The sequence below is a fragment of the Prevotella mikamonis genome (assembly GCF_055381405.1).
Map to the genome: position 1 here is coordinate 430437 of NZ_AP035785.1, position 21003 is coordinate 451439.

Annotated in this window: 20 protein-coding genes; 17 read left to right on the forward strand and 3 right to left on the reverse strand. The window is 45.1% G+C overall.

The window, feature by feature from the left end; translation table 11 throughout:
- Positions 1 to 5 precede the first annotated feature (5 nt).
- From ACZ42L_RS01875 to ACZ42L_RS01930, 12 genes are all read left to right on the forward strand, one after another.
- Complete coding sequence (locus ACZ42L_RS01875) at positions 6 to 1259, forward strand: exo-beta-N-acetylmuramidase NamZ family protein (protein WP_464700235.1); 1254 nt, start codon at positions 6 to 8, stop codon at positions 1257 to 1259.
- A 13-nt stretch (positions 1260 to 1272) separates the two neighbouring features.
- Entirely contained in the window at positions 1273 to 2472 is a 1200-nt protein-coding gene (locus ACZ42L_RS01880) for an acyltransferase family protein (RefSeq protein WP_464700237.1), read from the forward strand.
- Between the two features lie 4 nt (positions 2473 to 2476).
- A complete protein-coding gene (locus ACZ42L_RS01885) occupies positions 2477 to 3337 on the forward strand; it encodes an ATPase (protein WP_464700239.1) in 861 nt (286 codons plus the stop codon).
- 2 nt (positions 3338 to 3339) lie between these two features.
- Positions 3340 to 4152, forward strand: coding sequence for an N-acetylmuramic acid 6-phosphate etherase (gene murQ, locus ACZ42L_RS01890; RefSeq protein ID WP_464700240.1), 813 nt, complete (start codon positions 3340 to 3342; stop codon positions 4150 to 4152).
- Between the two features lie 121 nt (positions 4153 to 4273).
- Positions 4274 to 5665: a sulfatase gene (locus ACZ42L_RS01895; RefSeq protein WP_464716966.1), complete on the forward strand. Its 1392-nt coding sequence runs from the start codon at positions 4274 to 4276 to the stop codon at positions 5663 to 5665.
- Between the two features lie 308 nt (positions 5666 to 5973).
- Complete coding sequence (locus tag ACZ42L_RS01900) at positions 5974 to 6246, forward strand: co-chaperone GroES (protein ID WP_036897099.1); 273 nt, start codon at positions 5974 to 5976, stop codon at positions 6244 to 6246.
- A 34-nt stretch (positions 6247 to 6280) separates the two neighbouring features.
- Entirely contained in the window at positions 6281 to 7909 is a 1629-nt protein-coding gene (groL, locus tag ACZ42L_RS01905; RefSeq protein WP_464716465.1) for a chaperonin GroEL, read from the forward strand.
- A 322-nt stretch (positions 7910 to 8231) separates the two neighbouring features.
- Positions 8232 to 8408, forward strand: a complete 177-nt coding sequence (locus tag ACZ42L_RS01910) for a hypothetical protein (protein WP_464700261.1) — start codon at positions 8232 to 8234, stop codon at positions 8406 to 8408.
- A gap of 60 nt (positions 8409 to 8468) precedes the next feature.
- On the forward strand, positions 8469 to 10016 hold the full coding sequence (locus ACZ42L_RS01915) for a RapZ C-terminal domain-containing protein (protein WP_464716466.1): 1548 nt from the start codon (positions 8469 to 8471) through the stop codon (positions 10014 to 10016).
- An 87-nt stretch (positions 10017 to 10103) separates the two neighbouring features.
- On the forward strand, positions 10104 to 10841 hold the full coding sequence (locus ACZ42L_RS01920) for a nucleotidyltransferase family protein (RefSeq protein ID WP_464716467.1): 738 nt from the start codon (positions 10104 to 10106) through the stop codon (positions 10839 to 10841).
- 13 nt (positions 10842 to 10854) lie between these two features.
- On the forward strand, positions 10855 to 12399 hold the full coding sequence (guaA, locus tag ACZ42L_RS01925) for a glutamine-hydrolyzing GMP synthase (protein WP_464703328.1): 1545 nt from the start codon (positions 10855 to 10857) through the stop codon (positions 12397 to 12399).
- Positions 12400 to 12412: 13 nt separating this feature from the next.
- The gene (locus tag ACZ42L_RS01930) at positions 12413 to 12568 is read left to right on the forward strand and encodes a hypothetical protein (protein ID WP_464700269.1); all 156 of its coding nucleotides are present in this window, start codon (positions 12413 to 12415) and stop codon (positions 12566 to 12568) included.
- Positions 12569 to 12737: 169 nt separating this feature from the next.
- Here ACZ42L_RS01930 and ACZ42L_RS01935 read toward each other — a convergent pair whose 3' ends face one another.
- Together ACZ42L_RS01935 and mscL are read right to left on the reverse strand one after the other, a co-directional pair.
- Complete coding sequence (locus ACZ42L_RS01935; protein ID WP_464700271.1) at positions 12738 to 13106, reverse strand: YccF domain-containing protein; 369 nt, start codon at positions 13104 to 13106, stop codon at positions 12738 to 12740.
- A gap of 17 nt (positions 13107 to 13123) precedes the next feature.
- Positions 13124 to 13513 (reverse strand): large-conductance mechanosensitive channel protein MscL, encoded by a 390-nt coding sequence (mscL, locus tag ACZ42L_RS01940; protein ID WP_464700273.1) that lies wholly within the window; start codon positions 13511 to 13513, stop codon positions 13124 to 13126.
- Positions 13514 to 13800: 287 nt separating this feature from the next.
- Between mscL and gap the strand changes: the two genes are divergently transcribed.
- The 3 genes from gap to ACZ42L_RS01955 all read left to right on the forward strand — a co-directional run bounded on the left by gap (position 13801) and on the right by ACZ42L_RS01955 (position 16749).
- A complete protein-coding gene (gap, locus tag ACZ42L_RS01945) occupies positions 13801 to 14820 on the forward strand; it encodes a type I glyceraldehyde-3-phosphate dehydrogenase (protein WP_464700274.1) in 1020 nt (339 codons plus the stop codon).
- 85 nt (positions 14821 to 14905) lie between these two features.
- Positions 14906 to 15820, forward strand: coding sequence for a tRNA (adenosine(37)-N6)-dimethylallyltransferase MiaA (gene miaA, locus ACZ42L_RS01950; protein ID WP_464716468.1), 915 nt, complete (start codon positions 14906 to 14908; stop codon positions 15818 to 15820).
- Positions 15811 to 16749, forward strand: a complete 939-nt coding sequence (locus ACZ42L_RS01955; protein ID WP_464700278.1) for a diacylglycerol/lipid kinase family protein — start codon at positions 15811 to 15813, stop codon at positions 16747 to 16749. Before miaA ends, ACZ42L_RS01955 begins: the two co-directional genes overlap by 10 nt.
- On the opposite strand, the gene ACZ42L_RS01960 is transcribed toward ACZ42L_RS01955, so the two are convergent.
- Entirely contained in the window at positions 16746 to 17450 is a 705-nt protein-coding gene (locus ACZ42L_RS01960) for a Crp/Fnr family transcriptional regulator (RefSeq protein WP_464703331.1), read from the reverse strand. The genes ACZ42L_RS01955 and ACZ42L_RS01960 overlap by 4 nt on opposite strands.
- A 282-nt stretch (positions 17451 to 17732) precedes the next feature.
- On the opposite strand from ACZ42L_RS01960, the gene ACZ42L_RS01965 reads away from it, so the two are divergent.
- Together ACZ42L_RS01965 and ACZ42L_RS01970 are read left to right on the forward strand one after the other, a co-directional pair.
- Positions 17733 to 19679 carry a glycogen debranching enzyme N-terminal domain-containing protein gene (locus ACZ42L_RS01965; RefSeq protein ID WP_464716469.1) on the forward strand — a complete coding sequence of 649 codons (1947 nt, stop codon included), beginning with the start codon at positions 17733 to 17735 and terminating at the stop codon, positions 19677 to 19679.
- A gap of 18 nt (positions 19680 to 19697) precedes the next feature.
- Positions 19698 to 20966: a glycosyltransferase family 4 protein gene (locus ACZ42L_RS01970; protein WP_464716470.1), complete on the forward strand. Its 1269-nt coding sequence runs from the start codon at positions 19698 to 19700 to the stop codon at positions 20964 to 20966.
- The last annotated feature ends 37 nt before the right edge of the window (positions 20967 to 21003 follow it).

Consider the following 21003-nt stretch of genomic DNA (forward strand, 5'->3'; position numbering starts at 1 on the left):
ATAGTATGAAGAGATATAAGAAAATTATTGCACTGATTATCTGCGTGTTAGCACTGTCTCCGCTTGCAATGACGGCTCGTAGCCATCGTGTTAAGGTGGGGATAGAAGTGTTGCGTGATCGGCAATTCAAATGTTTGGAGGGCAAGCGGGTTGGTTTGATAACCAATCCTACCGGTGTGGATGCCAATTTGAAGTCGACGATAGACATCTTGCATGAAGCTGCTAATGTGAATCTCGTAGCCCTTTTCGGACCGGAACATGGGGTTCGTGGCGATATAAAAGCAGGTGATAAGGTTGAGGATATGAAAGATGCAACCACCGGACTGCCGGTTTATTCGCTTTATGGTAAGACACGTAAGCCTGTTCGCGAGATGTTGAAAGACATTGATGTATTGGTTTATGACATTCAGGACATCGGTTGCCGGTCGTTCACGTTTATCAGCACAATGGGGCTTGCGATGGAAGCTGCTGCCGAAAACGGAAAAGAATTTGTGGTGCTAGACCGCCCCAACCCTATTGGGGGACTGAAAATAGAGGGCAATCTGGTTGAGCCAGATTGTGAATCGTTTGTCAGTCAGTTTAAGATACCTTATATATATGGTCTCACCTGTGGAGAACTCGCGCGATTACTGAACGAAGAACGCATGTTGAAGAATGGGGTACAGTGCAAACTTACAGTTGTCAAAATGAAGGGATGGAAGCGCAGTATGACCTATGGTGATACCGGACTGCAATGGATAGCTTCCTCACCTCATATCCCCCAGGCCATTACATCTTATTATTATCCTGTCAGTGGAATCCTAGGAGAGTTGGGATATATGTCTATCGGCGTGGGCTATACCATTCCGTTTCAGATGTTTGCTGCCCCTTGGGTGAATGCCAGCCAGTTGGCTTCTGCCATGAATGCCCATCAGATGCCCGGTGTAACATTCCGTCCTATCTATGTACGTCCTTATTATAGCGTGGGAGTAGGAGAGCAGTTGCAAGGCGTACAGGTGCATCTTACCGACTATAAGGAGGTTGCCCTTACCGATATTCAGTTTGTGTTGATAGAAGAGATAGCCCGACTTTATCCTGAACATTCTGTCTTGGAGCATGCCGATAAGGGCCGATTCTCTATGTTTGATAAGGTCTGCGGGTCGAAACAGATTCGTCGTCTCATGGGAAAGAACAACCGGTGGAGTGATGTTCGTGCCTATTGGTATAAAGATGTAGATGCCTTCCGCAATCTATCCAAGAAGTATTATCTTTATCATTAAATCTATAAATACGATGACAGAGCATGTAAAAAAAAGTAGTCGAATACTTGCTATCGACATTCTGCGTGGCATTACGATAGCCGGTATGATATTAGTGAACAATCCGGGAAGCTGGTCTCATATCTTTGCTCCACTACACCATGCTGATTGGAATGGGATGACGCCTACCGACTTGGTCTTCCCTTTCTTCATGTTTATTATGGGAGTGTGTATCTTTATCTCCCTCTCTAAATTTGAGTTTAAGTGTGATAGGGCTACCGTTATCAAGATTATCCGTCGTACTATTCTTATCTATCTTGTCGGGGTAGCCATTGGTTGGTTCTCCAGATTTTGCTATCGTTGGAATGAACCTCTGGAAAATGCCGGTCTGTTAGACCAGATATGGTATATGGTATGGTCGTTCGATAAGATGCGAATATCCGGTGTGCTTGCCCGTTTGGCAGTTTGCTACGGTATAGCCTCGCTTGTTGCCATTACGGTTCGTCATCGCTATATTTCCCATATCGTGGTCACATTGCTTGCTGGTTATTGTATATTATTGTTAGCCGGTAATGGTTTTGTCAGTGGCGAGACCAACATTCTCTCTGTAGTAGACCGTGCTGTGCTCACCGATGCCCACATGTATCATGATCAAGGTGTCGATCCCGAAGGTCTGTTGAGTACAATCCCTTCTATTGCCCACACCCTTTTAGGTTTCCTTGTAGGTCGTTTGCTCTTTCAGAAACGTATCCAAGATGTAGTCGCCGATGTAAAGACCCATCTGCTTGTCAGCAAGATAGTGCCTTTGTTTGTTGTCGGTGCTGTTCTGACCTTTAGCGGTTTCTTGTTGAGTTACGGTTGCCCCATCAACAAAAAGATATGGTCGCCAACCTTTGTTCTTGTTACTTGTGGACTGGCCTCCATCGTATTGGCCCTGCTTATCTACTTCATAGATGTGAAAGAGCATCATCGTTGGTGTCGTTTCTTTGAAGTCTTTGGTGTCAATCCGTTGTTCCTATATGTGTTAAGCGACTTCTTTGCTATTGTCTTTGGAGCATTTTCGTTCAAGATTGGTGGCGAGGAAACCACCATCATCGGCCTTCTTTACAACGATATGTTACAACCCATATTTGGCGATTATGGCGGTTCACTGGCCTATTCAGTATTGTTCGTACTCCTGAATTGGGCCATCGGCTACCAATTATATAAGCGTCGTATTTATATTAAGCTATAATGATATGAGTCAATTACTATTGATAGCAGACAGTGGTTCTACGAAGACTGATTGGTGCCTGGTAGAAGATGGCCGTGCTGTTCGGCGTATTCCGACCAAGGGAATGAACCCTTTCTTCCAGTCTTCAGACGAGATGGCTGTAGAAATCCGCCAGTATCTTCTTCCCGAATTGCCCGATAAGCGTTTGGCTGCTGTCTATTTTTATGGTGCCGGATGTACTCCGCAGAAGAGTCCGGAAGTAGAGGCTACGTTGCGTGATAGCCTATCGGTTGACGGGGCAGTAGAGGCCCACTCCGATTTGTTGGCTGCTGCTCGCAGTTTGTGTGGCCACCATCCGGGTATTGCCAGTATATTAGGTACAGGCTCTAATTCCTGTTTCTTCGATGGAAAGGATATTGTTCAGAACACCCCTGCACTCGGTTTCATTCTGGGCGACGAGGGAAGTGGGGCGTATTTAGGCAAGCGTTTGGTTGGCGATATATTGAAAGGACAGATGTCTTCTGCTCTGAAAGATAGCTTTTTTCAGCAGTTCGGATTGTCACAGGCCGATATTATCGAGCGTGTATACCGTCAACCTTTCCCCAGTCGCTTCCTTGCAAGCCTGAATATATTCCTGGAGCAACATCGCGACGATGCAGCTGTGCATCAGTTGCTCATAGAGTCTTTCACGGCTTTTGTGAAGCGTAATATATTGCATTACGATTATCGTCACCATCCATTGAACTGTATTGGCACGATTGCACATGTCTATCGGCAAGAGCTTACCGAAGCAGCTGCGGCATTGGGCGTGCAGATGGGGATTGTCAGCAAGACGCCGATGGAAGGTCTGATAGCATATCATGGATTAGATTTACAGGAGGAATGAATATGAGTTTTACTAAGATTACGGAGCAGTCTTCGCTCTACAACGATTTGGAGAATAAGTCTGTGCGCGAGCTATTGGAAGATATTAACCGTGAAGACCAAAAGGTGGCTTCGGCAGTGCAGCAAGCTATCCCCCAGATAGAGAAACTGGTTGAGCAAATCGTACCCAGGATGCGCCGTGGAGGTCGCATCTTCTACATCGGTGCAGGTACTAGCGGGCGGCTTGGAGTGCTTGACGCTTCTGAGCTTCCCCCTACATTTGGCGTTCCGAAAACATTGGTCATCGGCTTGATTGCCGGTGGCGATACGGCCTTGCGCAATGCTGTAGAAAAGGCTGAAGACAGTGTAGAAGATGGTTGGAACGAACTGGTAGAAAACAATATCAATGCCAACGATACGGTGATAGGTATTGCAGCTTCGGGTGCTACTCCGTATGTCGTGGGAGCATTGCACGAAGCACGCGAGCATGGCATATTGACAGCGTGTATCACGAGTAATCCCGATTCGCCGATGGCAGCGGAGTCTGATGTTGCCATAGAGATGGTTGTAGGACCTGAGTATGTGACGGGCAGTTCGCGTATGAAATCGGGTACGGGGCAGAAGATGATTCTCAACATGATCAGTACTTCGGTGATGATTCAGCTGGGACGTGTCAAAGGCAATCGAATGGTAAATATGCAGCTCACCAATCAGAAGTTGGTGGACCGTGGAACTCGTATGCTGGTCGATATGCTTGGGCTTGACTACGGTAAGGCCAAGGGACTGCTGTTGCTCCACGGGTCTGTAGAAAAGGTGCTTGAGGCCTACAACAGATGACAACCTAAATACATAGTCAAGCAGTAAGTTGCTGTCAGGGCTATGGTGTAGTAAGGTTTAATGGCAAACAGTAATGAATAGACATGTCTTGTATTCGCTTATAGGAACGGTGGCAGGTAGCATGGGACTGCCCGTGACAGCAGCCGACCACTCTGCTCAAAAGCGGATGAACGTATTGCTTGTGATGTGCGATGACCTCCGGCCAGAGCTAGGATGCTATGGTGTGGAAGCCATACACACGCCCCATATCGACCGGTTTGCTTCGCAATCACTGGTGTTTGAGCATGCTTATTGTAATATACCGGTAAGCGGAGCATCGCGTGCAAGCCTGTTTACAGGCATGTATCCCAAATTTCCGCATCGGTTTGTTAATTACACAAGCCGCATCAGCCATGATGCTCCCGATGCTATTGTCCTGTCGCAGTGGTTCATCTCGCATGGCTATCATACGATTTCCAACGGAAAAGTAATCCATCATGTAGAGGACAAGGCTGAAACATGGAGCGAAGCGCCGTGGAGATTGCATCCGAAGGGATATGATGTCTATTGGGCGGAATATAACAAGTGGGAATTATGGTTGAACAGTGAATCGGGCAGACACATCAACCCAAAAACAATGCGTGGGCCGTTTGCAGAGATAGCCGATGTGTCCGATACGGCTTATGACGACGGGCATGTGATGCAGAAAACCATCGCCGACCTGCGCAGGTTGAAAAGTCTGAATACCCCTTTCTTTCTTGCTTGTGGATTCTGGAAGCCCCATTTGCCTTTCTGTGCGCCCAAGAAGTATTGGGATTTGTACGATAGAGACAGGATTCCGATGGCTCACAACCGGTATAGGTCGAAGGGGTTGCCGTCGGCAGTCAAGAATTCCAATGAGATAAACGCTTATGCACGGGTGGCAGCTCCTACGGATGAGGCATTCTTACGCGAGGTGAAACATGGCTATTATGCCTGTGTGAGTTATGTGGATGCGCTTTTTGGGCGCGTCATGGATGAACTGACGGCGTTGGGGCTTGCCGATAATACCATCGTCATACTACTTGGCGATCATGGTTGGAATCTTGGCGAACACGGTTTTGTGGGCAAGCATAATCTGATGGACAATTCCACTCGCATCCCCCTTATCGTGCATGTGCCTGGCATGGAGCAGGGCAAGACTGCCTCGATGGTAGAGTTGGTAGACCTGTATCCGACCTTGTGCGACCTTTGCCATCTGCCCAAACCGTCTGCACAATTAGAGGGAAAGAGTTTCTTGCCGGTCTTGAGGAATAAGTCCACTGAAATAAAGCAGCATGTATTTGTGCAATGGGAGGGGGGCGACAATCTCGTGGATTCGCGATATAGTTATGCCGAATGGCCGAAATCGGGGCAGCAGATGTTGTTCGACCATCAGGTAGATGCTTCTGAAAACAGGAATGTAGTCGGAGACACTCTGTATTTAAAAGTAGCCGATGAGGCTGCAAAGAAAATCAGGCAACAGAAAAAGAAATATAGGTTGGAAGCCGAGTAACATGGGCTTTTGGTGCTTGTAAGATGGGTCTCTGGTCAACTTGTTTTTCGTCTATTCGTCAACATGAAAAACTGCCGGGCTTTTGCAGCGTTGCTGCAGAGGCTCGGCAGTTTTGCTGAAAGGGCGAGGCAGCAATGCTGTAAAGGCTTTGCAGTAAACCGATGGTTTGTGTCATATTTGTCAGTGTAGGTGTGACAGAATTGTCATAAGCTGCTTTTGGCATGGTTTTGGCATACCATTGGATGAATTGGCGATGCGTATGGCTGCCGATAATAGAATAGTAAATCTAACAATTAAAATATCATTTTATGAACGTTAAACCATTAGCAGACAGAGTACTGGTACTTCCTGCACCAGCAGAAGAAAAAGTAGGTGGAATCATTATTCCTGATACAGCAAAAGAAAAACCACAGCGTGGCAAAGTCGTAGCTACGGGTAAAGGTACAAAAGATGAAGAGATGCTCTTGAAAGAAGGAGACATTGTGCTTTATGGCAAGTATGCCGGAACAGAACTGGAATTCGGTGCAGAGAAGTATCTCATGATGCGCCAGAGCGATGTTTTGGCTATCGTAGAGGAATAAATAATCATTCTAACACATTAAAATAACAATAATCATGGCAAAGATAATTAAATATAATACAGAGGCCCGCGACCTTTTGAAGCAGGGCGTAGATCAGTTGGCAGACGCAGTAAAGGTGACACTTGGTCCTAAAGGACGCAACGTTGTTATCGAAAAGAAGTTTGGTGCTCCCCAGATAACAAAGGACGGTGTGACAGTTGCCAAGGAAATCGAACTGGAAGATAAATTCGAGAATACCGGTGCACAGCTTGTCAAGAGCGTAGCCAGCAAGACTGGTGATGACGCCGGCGACGGTACTACAACCGCAACGATTCTTACCCAGGCTATCGTAACCGAAGGATTGAAGAACGTAACAGCCGGTGCAAACCCCATGGATTTGAAGCGTGGTATCGACAAGGCTGTCGATAAGGTGGTAGAATTTATCAAGGGCAATGCAGAGATTGTGGGCGATAACTACGACAAGATTGAGCAGGTAGCTACTGTATCTGCCAACAATGACCCTGAGATTGGTAAGCTCCTGGCCGACGCTATGCGTAAGGTTTCTAAGGATGGTGTTATCACCATCGAGGAAAGCAAGAGCCGTGATACCAACATCGGTGTGGTAGAAGGTATGCAGTTCGACCGTGGTTATCTGTCTGGTTATTTCGTTACAGACTCTGAGAAGATGGAGTGTGTGATGGATAATCCCTATATCTTGCTGTACGACAAGAAAATCAGCAACCTGAAAGATTTCTTGCCCGTATTGCAGCCAGCAGCTGAGAGCGGCCGTCCTCTGATGGTAATAGCAGAAGATGTAGACTCAGAAGCACTGACAACACTGGTTGTAAACCGTCTGCGTGGTGGTTTGAAGATATGTGCAGTCAAGGCTCCTGGTTTCGGAGACCGTCGTAAGGCTATGCTTGAAGATATTGCTGTATTGACCGGTGGTGTCGTTATCAGCGAAGACAAGGGCTTGAAGCTGGAACAGGCTACATTGGAAATGCTTGGTTCTGCCGAAAAGGTAACTGTCAGCAAAGATAATACTACTATCGTGAATGGTGGTGGTCAGAAAGAAGCTATTGCCGACCGTGTGGCTCAAATCAAGAACGAGATAGAGAGTACCAAGAGTTCTTATGATAAGGAAAAACTTCAGGAGCGTTTGGCAAAATTGTCAGGTGGCGTAGCCGTTCTGTATGTTGGTGCTAACAGCGAGGTAGAGATGAAAGAGAAGAAAGATCGTGTAGACGATGCTCTTTGTGCTACCCGTGCAGCAATCGAAGAGGGTGTAGTTGCCGGTGGTGGTACTACCTATATCCGCGCTCAGGAAGTATTGAAAGACTTGAAGGGTGACAATGCCGACGAACAGACTGGTATCAATATCGTGGTTCGTGCCATCGAAGAGCCTCTGCGCCAGATTGTTGCCAATGCAGGCGGCGAGGGTTCAGTCGTAGTGAACAAGGTTCGCGAAGGTAAGGGCGACTTTGGTTACAATGCACGTAAGGATGTTTACGAGGATTTGCGCCAGGCTGGTATCGTAGACCCGGCCAAGGTAGCACGCGTAGCTCTGGAAAATGCTGCTTCTATTGCAGGTCTGTTCCTGACAACTGAATGCGTGTTGACAGACAAACCTGAACCTCAGCCCGCTATGCCGGCAGCACAGCCAGGTATGGGTGGAATGATGTAAACTGCATTGAGTAGATTGAAATTTATAAAAAGAGGGACGATTCTATAAAAAAAATCGTCCCTCTTATCATTTTTTTTAAATATATGAGTGTTTTTAATCGTATCTGATTTGAACATAAGCAAAATATTCCTATCTTTGCAAAAAGATTTGGAATATAGTGTCGGATTAACATCCGGAAAAGATATTTTTTGATTTGTTTTAGTAGATTAGTTTTTAAGTAGTTTGTTTTTAGAAATCGGATGTCGTGATGACAACCGATTTTTTTTGTTTAATTTCGTCCGACGTCATAATTTCAATATAATTTTGTAAATTTGCAATCAATATGAGACAAGGTGTGAATTGGAAGATGATAGTGCTGTATGTAATTGTTGCATGGGCACTCATATTGCTGACTGGGTCGTTCTTGATGTCGGCAGGTATCTTTGTGCTGCTTTTTGCTTTGGAGTATGTCATTGAATACTTTGTGGAGCAATATAAGAAGAATAGAAAGACAAAGTAGACTTCGTTCCTGAAAACTTGAACTAACAGAAATTGCCGTTAGGCTATAATCATCATTGAAATGCAAAAACTCATCGACCTGTATAAGAAATGGAATGGTCAAGAACCAGCCCGTGTAGAGAAACTGCCAGGGGCAGGAAGCAACCGACAATACTTTCGCTTTTGGGGTAAAGACAATCAAACAGTGATAGGAGTCATAGGAACAAGCAGGGATGAGGACCATGCCTTTGTCTATATGGCGCGGCATTTCGCAAAGCAGAAGTTGCCGGTTCCCACTGTATTGGCGGTGAGCAATGATGAGCTGCGATATCTACAGACCGATTTGGGCAGCGTCTCTCTCTTCGATGCCATCAAAGGTGGACGGGAAGCCGACGGCCGTTATAACCAGCGAGAAAAACAGTTGCTGGTGAAAGCCGTGCGCGAGTTACCCGGTTTTCAAATAGCCGGAGCTCGCGGAATGGAGTGGGAAAATTGCTATCCTCAGCCTGAATTTAATGAAGACGGCGTACTCTTCGACCTGAATTATTTCAAATATTGTTTCCTCAAGGCTACCGGGCTGGACTTCCATGAACTGAAACTGGAGGCCAACTTCCATATGTTTGCCAAGGACCTGACATCAGAGAAGGTAGAAAGTTTCTTGTATCGTGACTTCCAGGCACGTAATATCATGTTGGATGATACGGGAAATCCCCACTTCATTGATTTCCAAGGTGGCCGTAAAGGGCCGTATTATTATGACTTGGCCTCGTTCCTGTGGCAAGCTTCTGCCAAGTATTCATTCAAGTTGCGCAGGGAATTGGTATCCGAGTATTATGCTTCTTTGAAGACGTATATAGAAGTTCCGTCGGTTCGGCACTTCGTAGACAGGCTCAGTCTGTTTGTTCTTTTCCGTACACTCCAAGTGCTTGGGGCGTATGGGTTCCGCGGATATTTCGAGCGTAAGAAGCATTTTATTGATTCTATACCTGCGGCGATGCAGAATTTAAGGGAATTGCTGAAACTGAATCCGGATATATTTCCATATCCTTATATGATGGATATGCTGAAGAGACTGACCGACTTACCGCAGTTTGCAGAGTCGGAAAAGCCTGTTGTAACGCGTGCCGACGGATATAAAATCACCGAACATCCCATTTATGAAGCTCATCCGCAGGATGGTCCGGCAACCTTCTCGAAGTATGACGGGAAAGGGCCTTTGGTGGTACGGGTATTGAGTTTCTCTTATAGAAAAGGTATACCGGAGGACCCTACGGGCAATGGCGGTGGTTATGTGTTCGACTGTCGAAGCACTCACAACCCTGGACGGTATGAGCCTTATAAGCAGTTGACGGGGCTGGATGAACCGGTTATTCGCTTTTTGGAGGACGATGGAGAGATTCTGACGTTCTTGGACAGTGTCTATAAACTGGCAGATAATCATGTCAGACGATACATACAGCGCGGTTTTACCAGTCTGATGTTCTCTTTCGGCTGTACAGGTGGGCAGCATAGAAGCGTTTACAGCGCCCAGCATTTGGCCGAGCATCTGCATCAGAAGTTCGGAGTAGAGGTTCGCATCTGCCATCGTGAGCAGAATATCGAACAGACTCTTCCGGCAGAAAGAAAATGATAATCTGCTTTTATTGAATGTAGATGTGAAACTTGTACATCTCAAATAAAAAGACTAATTTTGCAGATATAAAACGACATAAGGACGATGATGCAGGCTATGATTTTTGCGGCAGGTTTAGGAACTCGCCTGAAACCACTTACCGATAGCACTCCCAAGGCATTGGTAAGAGTAGGAGGAGAGCCACTGCTCAAGCATGTCGTCCTTAAATTGAAGGATTCCGGATTTACGCGTCTCATCGTTAACGTCCATCATTTTGCCGATCAAATCATAGATTATTTGGACGCAAATGCCAATTTTGGAGTAGATATTCTGATTAGTGATGAGCGTGAAGGACTGCTGGAAACTGGTGGTGGTATCAAGAAAGCCAGACCTTTTTTTGATTTGTCAGCCCCCATTCTGATACATAATGTAGATATTTTGAGCAATATAGATTTGCAGAAATTCTATGAGGAAGGGATGCGTTCCGATGCGACCCTGCTTGTAAGCACTCGCAAGACGAAACGCTATTTCCTCTTTTCGCAAGACGATTCACACTTGTTGAAAGGATGGACGAATATCGAGACCCACGAAGTGAAGAGTCCGTATCAGCATCTGGAAATTTCTGACCACGATATGTATGCTTTTAGCGGCATCCATGTGTTTTCACCATCTTTATTTACTTGTATGGACGATATGCCGGATAAGTTTGGCATTGTAGACTTCTATCTGAAGTATTGCAAGGACCGTGTTATCCGAGGATATGTGAAGGACAATCTCAAACTCATGGATGTAGGGAAGTTGGAAACCCTGCATGATGCGGAAAAGTTTTTGAACGAAATTTAATCAAATATATTTTATGCAACAGAAGATAATCATATTAGACTTCGGTTCACAGACGACCCAGTTGATTGGACGTCGTGTTCGTGAACTCGATACCTTCTGCGAAATCTTACCTTATAACAAGTTTCCGAAGGACGATCCTTCGGTAATAGGTGTCATCTTGAGCGGATCACCATATTCGGTACATGATAAGGAGGCATTCAAGTGTAACTTGGATGATTTTGTAGGTAAGTATCCTGTCTTGGGCATCTGCTATGGAGCACAGTTTATCTCTCATTCGGGAGGTGGTAAGGTGGAGCAGGCTGGTACGAGAGAGTATGGACGTGCAAACCTGGAGACCATCGATTTGGATTCAAAGTTGTTCCAGGGATTCGATAAAGGCTCACAGGTGTGGATGTCGCATGGCGATACCATCACGGCAATACCGGAAGGGTTCGACATCATTGGTTCTACGAATGATGTGAAGTTTGCCGCTTTCTCAAATGAGCAGAAGCGTATCTGGGCTGTGCAATTCCATCCGGAGGTATACCATTCATTGCAAGGCAAGACACTGTTGAAGAACTTTGTAGTTGATATCTGTGGCAGCAAGCAGGAATGGAGTGCAGCTTCCTTCGTGGAAAGTACGGTAGAGGAATTGAAGCAGCAACTAGGTAACGACCGTGTGATTTTGGGATTGTCGGGTGGTGTAGACTCTTCTGTATGTGCCACTTTGCTGAATAGGGCAATCGGTAAAAACCTTACCTGTATCTTCGTAGACCACGGTATGCTGCGCAAGAATGAATTCGAGAAGGTGATGGAAGCCTATTCCGGACTCGGATTGAACGTGATTGGTGTGGATGCAAGCGAAAAGTTCTTCAAGGATTTGGAAGGTGTAACAGACCCCGAACAGAAGCGTAAGATTATCGGTCGTGACTTTGTTGAGGTGTTCAATGCTGAGGCAAAGAAGATTACCGATGCCAAATGGCTTGCCCAAGGCACTATCTATCCAGATAGAATTGAGAGTTTGAGCATCACGGGCATGACTATTAAGAGCCACCACAATGTAGGCGGATTGCCCAAGGAGATGAAGCTTCAGCTCTGCGAACCGCTGCAATGGCTGTTCAAGGACGAGGTACGCCGTGTGGGTTATGAGCTGGGCATGCCCGAACGATTGATTAAGCGTCATCCGTTCCCCGGACCAGGTTTGGCCGTGCGTATATTGGGTGACATCACCCGTGATAAGGTGCGTATCCTTCAAGATGCCGACGATATCTACATCGAAAAGATGCACGACTATATCTGTGAAGATGGTGAACGTCTCTATGATAAGGTTTGGCAGGCTGGTACGGTATTGCTCTCAACCATTCGCAGTGTCGGAGTGATGGGTGATGAACGTACTTATGAGCATCCGGTAGCATTGCGCGCTGTGACTAGTATGGATGCCATGACGGCTGATTGGGCACATCTGCCTTATGACTTCATGGCCGATGTGTCAAACGAAATCATCCGCAAGGTGAAGGGGGTAAATCGTGTTTGCTACGACATCTCTTCAAAACCACCTTCGACAATCGAGTGGGAATAATACTTCACGAGTAATGACGAAGGTTAGGACACGCTTCGGCCATGTAGAAGATGAGTACAAGCGTGAGGAACTGTTGAGAAAGATTGTCCACTCGGTGGAACAACTCAAACAAGGAGAATTGGAGGCATTGTATTATGACATGCTGACCAAAGACTATATCAGGGAATAAGCTGAGTGCTTATTCCCTGTTTTGTTATGCGGCGATATATTTTTCGTTGATTTACTGCAAAGGCTTAGCAGAATTGCTGCTAAGCCTTTGCAGTAGTGCTGAAGAGGCTCGGCAGTGACATTGCAGAGCCTTGGCAGTGATTTGAATGGAAAGCAGTAGGGTGGAGAACCTAAATAATATCTTTACCAAAAGGAGATAATGAAAGGCGTGCCAACTTGAAATGTTGCTTGCCGAAGGGTATTCCGATGATAGTGATATAGAGTAGGACGCCGAATAACAGGTGGGTCAGGCAAATCCATATGCCTCCGATGAATATCCAAATAATGTTCATCACGAGGTCCAGGCATCCGCCTACACTGGAACTTTCTACTATCTGTGAGCCGAAAGGCCACAGGCATAGGATTCCTATTTTCAGGGTCTTGATGCCGAAAGGAATTCCCACTATCGTAATCATCAAAGCCAGACTGGAAAGAAAATATCCGATGGCTGTTTCCAAGCCACCGAATATTAACCAAATGATATTTCCAAAAATTTTCATTCTCCAGACAGAGAGTGTTATTTCATTTTCAGCAAATCACGAATCTCGGAGAGCAGTTTCTCCTCGTTGCTGGGTTCTGCCGGTGCTTCGGGAGCAGCGGGTGCTTCTTCTTTCTTCTTCAGCGCATTGATGCCCTTTACAAGCATGAAGATACAGAAAGCGATGATGAGGAAGTCAAGTACATTCTGGATGAAATTACCATAGGTAATCTTTGCTTCGCCTACCGTGATGGCAAGAGTCTTGAAATCGAAGCCTCCGATGAGCATACCTACTACAGGCATGATTAAATCATCGACAATAGATGATACGATTTTACCGAAAGCACCGCCGATGATGACACCGACAGCCAAATCTACTGCATTTCCTTTTACTGCGAATTCCTTGAATTCGTTCAAGATTTTACTCATAGCTTATTATAATTAATTGTTATTTTGCCACCTTGAGTTTGCACTCTGGAAGTCTATTTCTTTCCTGCAAGACTTGGCCGTCGTGGCGAGTTTATTTTTAATATTTTAATACTCTAATTATCTGCAAATATAGAAATAATTTTGTATATTTGCACTCGGAAAGAAGAAAAAATGTCTCAATGGCGTTATCTTTTGATATGGAATGATTAAAGGGGTTTCGTCAGGATAGACAGAGAGACTTTTGAAAATGTGATATTTAACCCTTTAATTAATAAATTTAAAGTAAAATGATTAAAATTGGTATTAACGGTTTCGGTCGTATCGGCCGTTTCGTATTCCGCGCTACTTGTGAAGCAGCTAACGCAAAAGAAGTTCAGGTTGTAGGTATCAACGACCTTTGCCCTGTAGACTATTTGGCTTACATGCTTCAGTATGATACTATGCACGGTAAGTTTGAAGGTACTATCGAAGCTGATGTTGAGAACTCAAAGCTCATCGTTAACGGTAATCCTATTCGCGTGACAGCAGAGCGCAATCCTGCTGACTTGAAGTGGAACGAGGTTGGTGCTGAGTATGTTGTTGAGTCTACTGGTCTTTTCTTGTCAAAGGAGAAGTCACAGGGCCACATCGACGCTGGTGCTAAATATGTTGTTATGTCTGCTCCTTCTAAGGACGATACTCCTATGTTCGTTTGCGGCGTAAACTTCGACAAATATGTTAAGGGTACACAGTTCGTTTCTAACGCTTCTTGTACTACAAACTGCTTGGCTCCTATCGCTAAGGTTCTGAACGACAAGTTCGGTATCACAGACGGTTTGATGACAACAGTTCACTCTACAACAGCTACTCAGAAGACTGTTGACGGACCTTCTTTGAAGGACTGGCGTGGTGGTCGTGCTGCTTCTGGCAACATCATCCCTTCTTCTACAGGTGCTGCTAAGGCTGTAGGTAAGGTTATTCCTGAGTTGAACGGTAAGTTGACAGGTATGTCAATGCGTGTTCCTACTTTGGATGTATCTGTTGTTGACTTGACTGTAAACTTGGCTAAGCCTGCTACATACGCTGAGATTTGCGACGCTATGAAGGCTGCTTCTGAGGGTGAGTTGGCTGGTGTTCTGGGTTATACAGAAGATGCTGTTGTTTCTTCTGACTTCCTCGGCGACGCTCGTACTTCTATCTTCGACGCTAAGGCTGGTATCGCTCTTACCGATACATTCGTAAAGGTTGTATCTTGGTATGACAACGAAATCGGTTACTCTCACAAGGTAGTAGAGCTGATTAAGCACATGGCTAAGGTTAACGCATAATTGACTTTTACCTAGTTATGTAAAAATATAGCCACCCGGCATTGTCGGGTGGCTTTTTTTTAATATCTTTGTCTCAGTGTACCAGATGATTACTATATTAGGTCCTACGGCTTGTGGCAAGACGACTCTTGCCGCGCATTTGGCTTTGGAGCTGAATGCAGAGATAATCAGTGCCGACAGTAGGCAGGTGTATCGTTGCATGGACATTGGTACAGGTAAGGATTTGGACGATTATGTGGTCAAGGGACAGGATATACCTTATCATCTGATAGATATTTGTGAACCAGGAACTAAGTACAACCTGTTTCGATACCAAGAAGATTTCAGAGACGCATACCAGGGCATTCTGAATCGCGGTAGGCTGCCCATTCTTTGTGGAGGAACGGGGCTATATATAGAGTCTGTATTGAAAGGCTACCAGTTGTCGCCTGTACCGCAGAATGAGTCGTTGCGTGAATCGTTGTCGGGAAAGTCGTTGGAAGAGTTGATTCCGATGCTGGAGCAGCTGAAGAAGCAAACGGGGAGTGCCATGCACAATACGACAGACGTTGACTCCTGCCAGCGTGCCATCCGTGCAATAGAAATAGAAACCTATAACGTGCAGCATCCTATGGCTAAAAGAGAAATGCCGGGAGTAGACTCTTTGATTATAGGGCTTGATATTGAGCGTGATGCCCGGCGGGCGAAAATATCGTCTCGGCTCAAAACGCGTTTGGAAAACGGCATGGTAGACGAGGTGAAATCGCTCCTTGACAGCGGGATAGAGGCGGAATCTCTTATCTACTATGGATTGGAATATAAATATGTGACGGAGTATATCATAGGCCGACTGTCCTATGATGAAATGTATCATTTGTTGGAAATAGCCATTCATCAGTTTGCCAAACGGCAAATGACATGGTTTCGTGGTATGGAGCGTCGTGGATTACATATCCATTGGATTGATGCGTTAAATCCGATGGATGATAAGATAAATATAATCAAGGAGTTATGGCAGTAAGCGAAAACAGATGGGGAATACTCTTTTGTCCCAAGCATGAGGGGTGGGGTACGCCTGCAAAACGATGGAAGAAGATAGAGCGTAGTTTGAATTCTCACGGAGTGGAATACGACTTTATACAAAGTGAGAATGCCGGTAGCGTTGAAAGACTCGTCTCCATGATGGTCAATAATGGCTATCGTACCATCATTATTGTGGGAGGCGATTCGGCCTTAAACGATGCTGTCAATAGCTTGATGATGGTGGAAAAGAGCGTGAGGGACGCTGTGACTTTGGGCTTGATTCCCAATGGGCTGATGAATGACTTTGCCCATTTTTGGGGATTCAGGGAATCTGATTATGACCAGACGATAGAGTGGCTGAAAGCACGGCGTGTCAGAAAGATAGATCTAGGCTGTATTCGATATACCAATAAGCATGGAGAGAAGTGTCATCGCTATTTCCTGAATTGTGTCAATATCGGATTGATAGCGGCCATTATGAATTTGAGGAAGCAGACACGTCATCTGTTTGGTTCCCGTACCTTGTCGTTTATATTCTCCTTTGTACTGATGATATTCCAACGGCTGGACTATAGGATGCACCTTAAAATCAATACGGATGAAGTGAAGCGTAAGGTTATGACTGTATGTGTCGGTAATTCAACGGGTTATGGCCAGACGCCTAATGCTGTTCCTTATAATGGCTTGTTGGATGTATCGGTGGTTTATCATCCCGAAATGACACAGCTGTTGGAGGGCTTTTATCTTTTTGTCAAAGGTAAATTCCTGAATCATAAAAGTGTGCATCCCTATCGTACGAGGGAGATAGAGGTGCTGGAGGCACAGCATGCGATGGTGGGAATTGACGGACGGTTGATGAAAACACCGGTTGGTGCATTTAAGATAAATGTGGAACAGGAAGTGATTAATTTCTTGATTCCGTCTTAGCCCATCTTTGAAATTCTTACAAGTTCATCGTGATTGATAATCTTAATTTTCTTTCCGTCGATGGCTACGAGTTTCTCGTCGGCGAAAGTAGAGAGCGTCCGGATGGCATTGCTTGTCGTCATGTTCGATATGTTGGCCAGGTCTTCTCTGCCCATATAGATGCTGAGTGTAAATCCATCTTCTTCTAATCCATAGCTCTCTTGCAGGAATATCAATGCTTCGGCAAGCCGTCCCCGAATATGTTTCTGTGTCAGATTGACGGTTCGGTCATCTGAACAACCCAGTTCGATAGCCAGTTTTTGGATGAAGAAGAAGCTGATGTGGTGATTCTCCTGCATGAGTCTGATAATAACATCCATAGGAAAGAATGCAACGGTGCTCGTCTCAAATGCCATTGCAGCCGTTTTGTACTCTTCTTTGGCAAAATAAGCTCTATAGCCGAAGAACTCCATAGGCTTGAAAACGCGTAGAATCTGGTTGCGTCCGCCGATGCCGACCTTATACACTTTAATCTTCCCATGTATCAGGCACATCATTTGTGTTGGGCCTTCTTGGTCTTTATATATCAACTCGTTCTTCTTGAACTTGCGGATTTCTATGCTATCAGACAGTGTGATACGTTGCTTGTCTGTCAACTCTGTCCATAAGTCTGAGATTGCTTTGATAACATCTTCTTTGGTCATCTCACCTTTCAAAGCCATAATTTACCATATTCTTTTAATGTGATTGGGTGTGATGCTATATTCTTCACAACGCCAAATATGTGCAAAAATACTAAAAATGTTCGAAAATAAGTTTCTCTATATAGAAAATATGAGCATCTACTTGAAATGATTTCAATTTTTAATAAAAAGCTGGGTTTTATTTTGTTTTACCGTCGGAAATGTTTAACTTTGAAGTCAAGACATGCAGCTTTTGCTATAGCGAGAGCGTGTTGTCGCTAAAATAGATTTTTTGAAATATTTAAACCTTAATACGGAACTATGAGTTATTTACGATTTGAGAAGGCATTGATGACTAATTTGGAAGAGTCATTGCCGCGAGAATTGCTTCGTACGAATCGTTCGGGAGCTTATTCCTGTTCTACGATTGTGGATTGCAATACTCGGAAATATCATGGCTTGCTTGTTATTCCGGTTCCTGAGTTGGATGATGAAAATCATGTCTTGCTCTCTTCGATGGACGTGACTGTTATCCAGCATGGCGCTGAATTCAATCTCGGATTACATAAGTATCAAGGCAACAATTACAGTCCATTGGGGCATAAGTATATTCGTGAGTTCGATTGTGGTAAAGTTCCTACAATATTATATAGGGTAGGCGGCGTCATTCTGAAAAAAGAAGTCGTTTTTCAGCACTATGAGAACCGAATATTGATACGCTATACGTTGGTGGATGCCCATTCTGCCACGACATTGCGTTTCCGTCCTTTCTTGGCATTCCGCAGTGTCCGGCAGTTCACTCATGAGAATTCCAATGTGAATCGGGACTATGAGCAAGTGGAAGATGGAATCAGGACGTGTATGTATGCGGGCTATCCCGACCTGTACATGCAGTTCAGTAAGAAGAATGAATTTGTCTTCCAGCCCGATTGGTATCGCGGTGTGGAATACCCAAAAGAGCAGGAGCGTGGGTATGCTTCGAACGAAGATTTGTATGTTCCTGGTTATTTTGAGATGAATATCAAGAAAGGAGAGAGTATCGTTTTTGCTGCTTCTACTTCAGAATCGAAGACAAGGACTCTGAAAACTCTTTTTGAGAAGGAAGTGGAGGAGCGAAGTCCGCGAGATAATTTCTTCCACTGTCTAGTCAATGCAGCTCACCAATTCCACATTCGCAAGTCCAATGACGATCGCTATATCCTTGCTGGGTATCCGTGGTTCAAGTGTCGTGCCCGCGATACGTTTATCTCATTGCCGGGATTGACGCTTTCTATAGAGGAGCCGGATTACTTTGAACTGGTGATGAAGACGGCAGAAAAAGGATTGCGGGAGTTCATGGTGGGCAAGTCGCTTTCGGTGAATATTTACGAGATGGAGCAGCCTGATGTTCCCCTTTGGGCTATCTGGTGTCTGCAACAGTATGCTAAGGAGCAGGGGAATGAAGAGTGTCTGAAGCGGTATGGATCGTTCTTGAAAGCTATTATTCTGTTTATAGAGGGAAACAAGCATCCCAATCTGCATCTTGATGATAATGGGCTGCTGCGTACGGAAGGTAAAGACAAGCCGGTTACATGGATGAACTCTATGGCTAACGGTCGCCCCGTTGTACCCCGTACAGGATATATAGTAGAATTCAATGCCTTGTGGTACAACGCCTTGTGTTTCTGTGCTTCTATGGCTGAACTTGATAACAATGAAAAGCATGCAGCGCGACTTCATTCTTTGGTAGCACGTTGTAAGGAGTCATTTGTCAATATGTTCTACAATGAACATGGCTATCTGTTCGACTATGTAGATGGAAATATGGTAGATTGGAGCGTCCGTCCCAATATGATTTTTGCTGTGGCTTTAGACTATTCACCGCTCGACTTGGTTCAAAAGAAGAGTGTGTTGGATATCTGTACACGCGAACTGCTTACACCAAAGGGCTTGCGTTCGCTCTCTCCAAAGAGCGGAGGGTACAATCCTATGTATGTAGGACCGCAGAGTCAGCGTGACTATGCGTACCATCAAGGCACTGCATGGCCGTGGCTGGGTGGTTTCTATATGGAGGCATGTCTGCGACTTTATAAGCGTACTCGGCTCAGTTTCATTGAACGTCAGATGGTTGGTTATGAAGACGAGATGCTGTATCACTGCTTGGGTACAATCCCTGAACTCTTCGACGGCAATCCTCCATTCCACGGGCGTGGTGCTATCTCGTTTGCCATGAATGTGGCTGAGATTCTTCGAACATTGGAATTATTGGAAAAGTATAACTTTAAATAATAATAGGAGGAGAATGCTATGAAAGTATTAATGTTTGGATGGGAGTATCCTCCTCACGTCTATGGTGGATTGGCGACAGCCAACTTCGGTATTTCCGAAGGACTCCATGCTCAGGGAGATATAGAGACTACACTTTGTTTACCGAAACCCTGGGGAGATGAAGACCGCACTTATGCCAACATTGTTGCCATGAATTGTGTGCCGGTGGCATGGCGCGACGTCAACTATGACTATGTGAAGAGTCGGGTAGGGAATGTGATGGACCCTGATATGTATTTCAAAATGCGAGACCATCTCTATGCCGATTTCAACTATATGTATCTCAACGACTTGGGATGTGTGGATTTTGCAGGTGGTTATCCGGCCAATCTTCATGATGAGATTAATAACTATTCTATAATAGCAGGGGTCGTTGCCCGCACGGTTGAGTTTGATATTATCCATGCACATGACTGGCTTACTTATCCGGCAGGTATTCATGCGAAGAAGGTAAGTGGCAAACCCTTGTGCATACATGTGCATGCTACCGATTTCGACCGTAGTCGTGGTAAGGTAAATCCTACTGTCTATGGAATCGAGAAAGACGGTATGGATAATGCCGATTGCATTATGTGTGTGTCTGAGTTGACCCGCCAAACGGTCATACATCAGTATCATCAAGACCCTCGCAAAGTGTTTACGGTTCACAATGCCGTTTACCCTTTGAGTCCGGAGAATGCTGCTATCCCTCGTTCTAACCATGAAGGAGGTGAGAAAGTCGTAACTTTCTTAGGCCGACTTACCATGCAGAAAGGTCCGGAATACTTTGTAGAAGCAGCCAATATGGTGCTTCATCGTAGTCGTAACATTCGTTTTTGTATGGCTGGTTCGGGCGATATGATGGACCAGATGATTTATCTGGCTGCGGAGAGAGGTATCTCCGACCGTTTCCATTTCCCAGGATTTATGCGTGGGAAACAAGTTTATGAGTGCCTTAAGAATAGTGATGTGTATGTCATGCCGTCTGTAAGCGAACCGTTTGGTATCTCTCCATTGGAAGCCATGCAGTGTGGTACGCCTACAATCATTTCCAAGCAGAGTGGGTGTGCCGAGATTCTGACCAACTGTATCAAGGTGGATTATTGGGATATTCATGCACTGGCTGATTCAATTTACAGTATATGTACGAACGAAAGTCTGTTTAACTATCTGAAAGAAGAAGGTAAACGGGAAGTCGATCAAATTACTTGGGAGCGTGTTGGAGCTTGGATTCGAGAATTCTATATGCGCACTTTGGGTTGGAAATAGCGTCTGTCAATTTATATAGTTAAATCTTTAAAAGACC

What these genes read in the sequence shown, in the direction of transcription:
- ACZ42L_RS01935 (WP_464700271.1), bottom strand. Translation starts at nt 13,106, where the DNA reads ATGAAAATTTTTGGAAATATCATTTGGTTAATATTCGGTGGCTTGGAA.
- ACZ42L_RS01970 (WP_464716470.1), top strand. Translation starts at nt 19,698, where the DNA reads ATGAAAGTATTAATGTTTGGATGGGAGTATCCTCCTCACGTCTATGGT.
- miaA (WP_464716468.1), top strand. Translation starts at nt 14,906, where the DNA reads ATGATTACTATATTAGGTCCTACGGCTTGTGGCAAGACGACTCTTGCC.
- ACZ42L_RS01910 (WP_464700261.1), top strand. Translation starts at nt 8,232, where the DNA reads ATGAGACAAGGTGTGAATTGGAAGATGATAGTGCTGTATGTAATTGTT.
- ACZ42L_RS01880 (WP_464700237.1), top strand. Translation starts at nt 1,273, where the DNA reads ATGACAGAGCATGTAAAAAAAAGTAGTCGAATACTTGCTATCGACATT.
- ACZ42L_RS01875 (WP_464700235.1), top strand. Translation starts at nt 6, where the DNA reads ATGAAGAGATATAAGAAAATTATTGCACTGATTATCTGCGTGTTAGCA.
- ACZ42L_RS01885 (WP_464700239.1), top strand. Translation starts at nt 2,477, where the DNA reads ATGAGTCAATTACTATTGATAGCAGACAGTGGTTCTACGAAGACTGAT.
- ACZ42L_RS01915 (WP_464716466.1), top strand. Translation starts at nt 8,469, where the DNA reads ATGCAAAAACTCATCGACCTGTATAAGAAATGGAATGGTCAAGAACCA.
- ACZ42L_RS01965 (WP_464716469.1), top strand. Translation starts at nt 17,733, where the DNA reads ATGAGTTATTTACGATTTGAGAAGGCATTGATGACTAATTTGGAAGAG.
- ACZ42L_RS01930 (WP_464700269.1), top strand. Translation starts at nt 12,413, where the DNA reads ATGACGAAGGTTAGGACACGCTTCGGCCATGTAGAAGATGAGTACAAG.
- groL (WP_464716465.1), top strand. Translation starts at nt 6,281, where the DNA reads ATGGCAAAGATAATTAAATATAATACAGAGGCCCGCGACCTTTTGAAG.
- ACZ42L_RS01920 (WP_464716467.1), top strand. Translation starts at nt 10,104, where the DNA reads ATGATGCAGGCTATGATTTTTGCGGCAGGTTTAGGAACTCGCCTGAAA.
- gap (WP_464700274.1), top strand. Translation starts at nt 13,801, where the DNA reads ATGATTAAAATTGGTATTAACGGTTTCGGTCGTATCGGCCGTTTCGTA.
- guaA (WP_464703328.1), top strand. Translation starts at nt 10,855, where the DNA reads ATGCAACAGAAGATAATCATATTAGACTTCGGTTCACAGACGACCCAG.
- ACZ42L_RS01900 (WP_036897099.1), top strand. Translation starts at nt 5,974, where the DNA reads ATGAACGTTAAACCATTAGCAGACAGAGTACTGGTACTTCCTGCACCA.
- ACZ42L_RS01895 (WP_464716966.1), top strand. Translation starts at nt 4,274, where the DNA reads ATGGGACTGCCCGTGACAGCAGCCGACCACTCTGCTCAAAAGCGGATG.
- murQ (WP_464700240.1), top strand. Translation starts at nt 3,340, where the DNA reads ATGAGTTTTACTAAGATTACGGAGCAGTCTTCGCTCTACAACGATTTG.
- ACZ42L_RS01960 (WP_464703331.1), bottom strand. Translation starts at nt 17,450, where the DNA reads ATGGCTTTGAAAGGTGAGATGACCAAAGAAGATGTTATCAAAGCAATC.
- ACZ42L_RS01955 (WP_464700278.1), top strand. Translation starts at nt 15,811, where the DNA reads ATGGCAGTAAGCGAAAACAGATGGGGAATACTCTTTTGTCCCAAGCAT.
- mscL (WP_464700273.1), bottom strand. Translation starts at nt 13,513, where the DNA reads ATGAGTAAAATCTTGAACGAATTCAAGGAATTCGCAGTAAAAGGAAAT.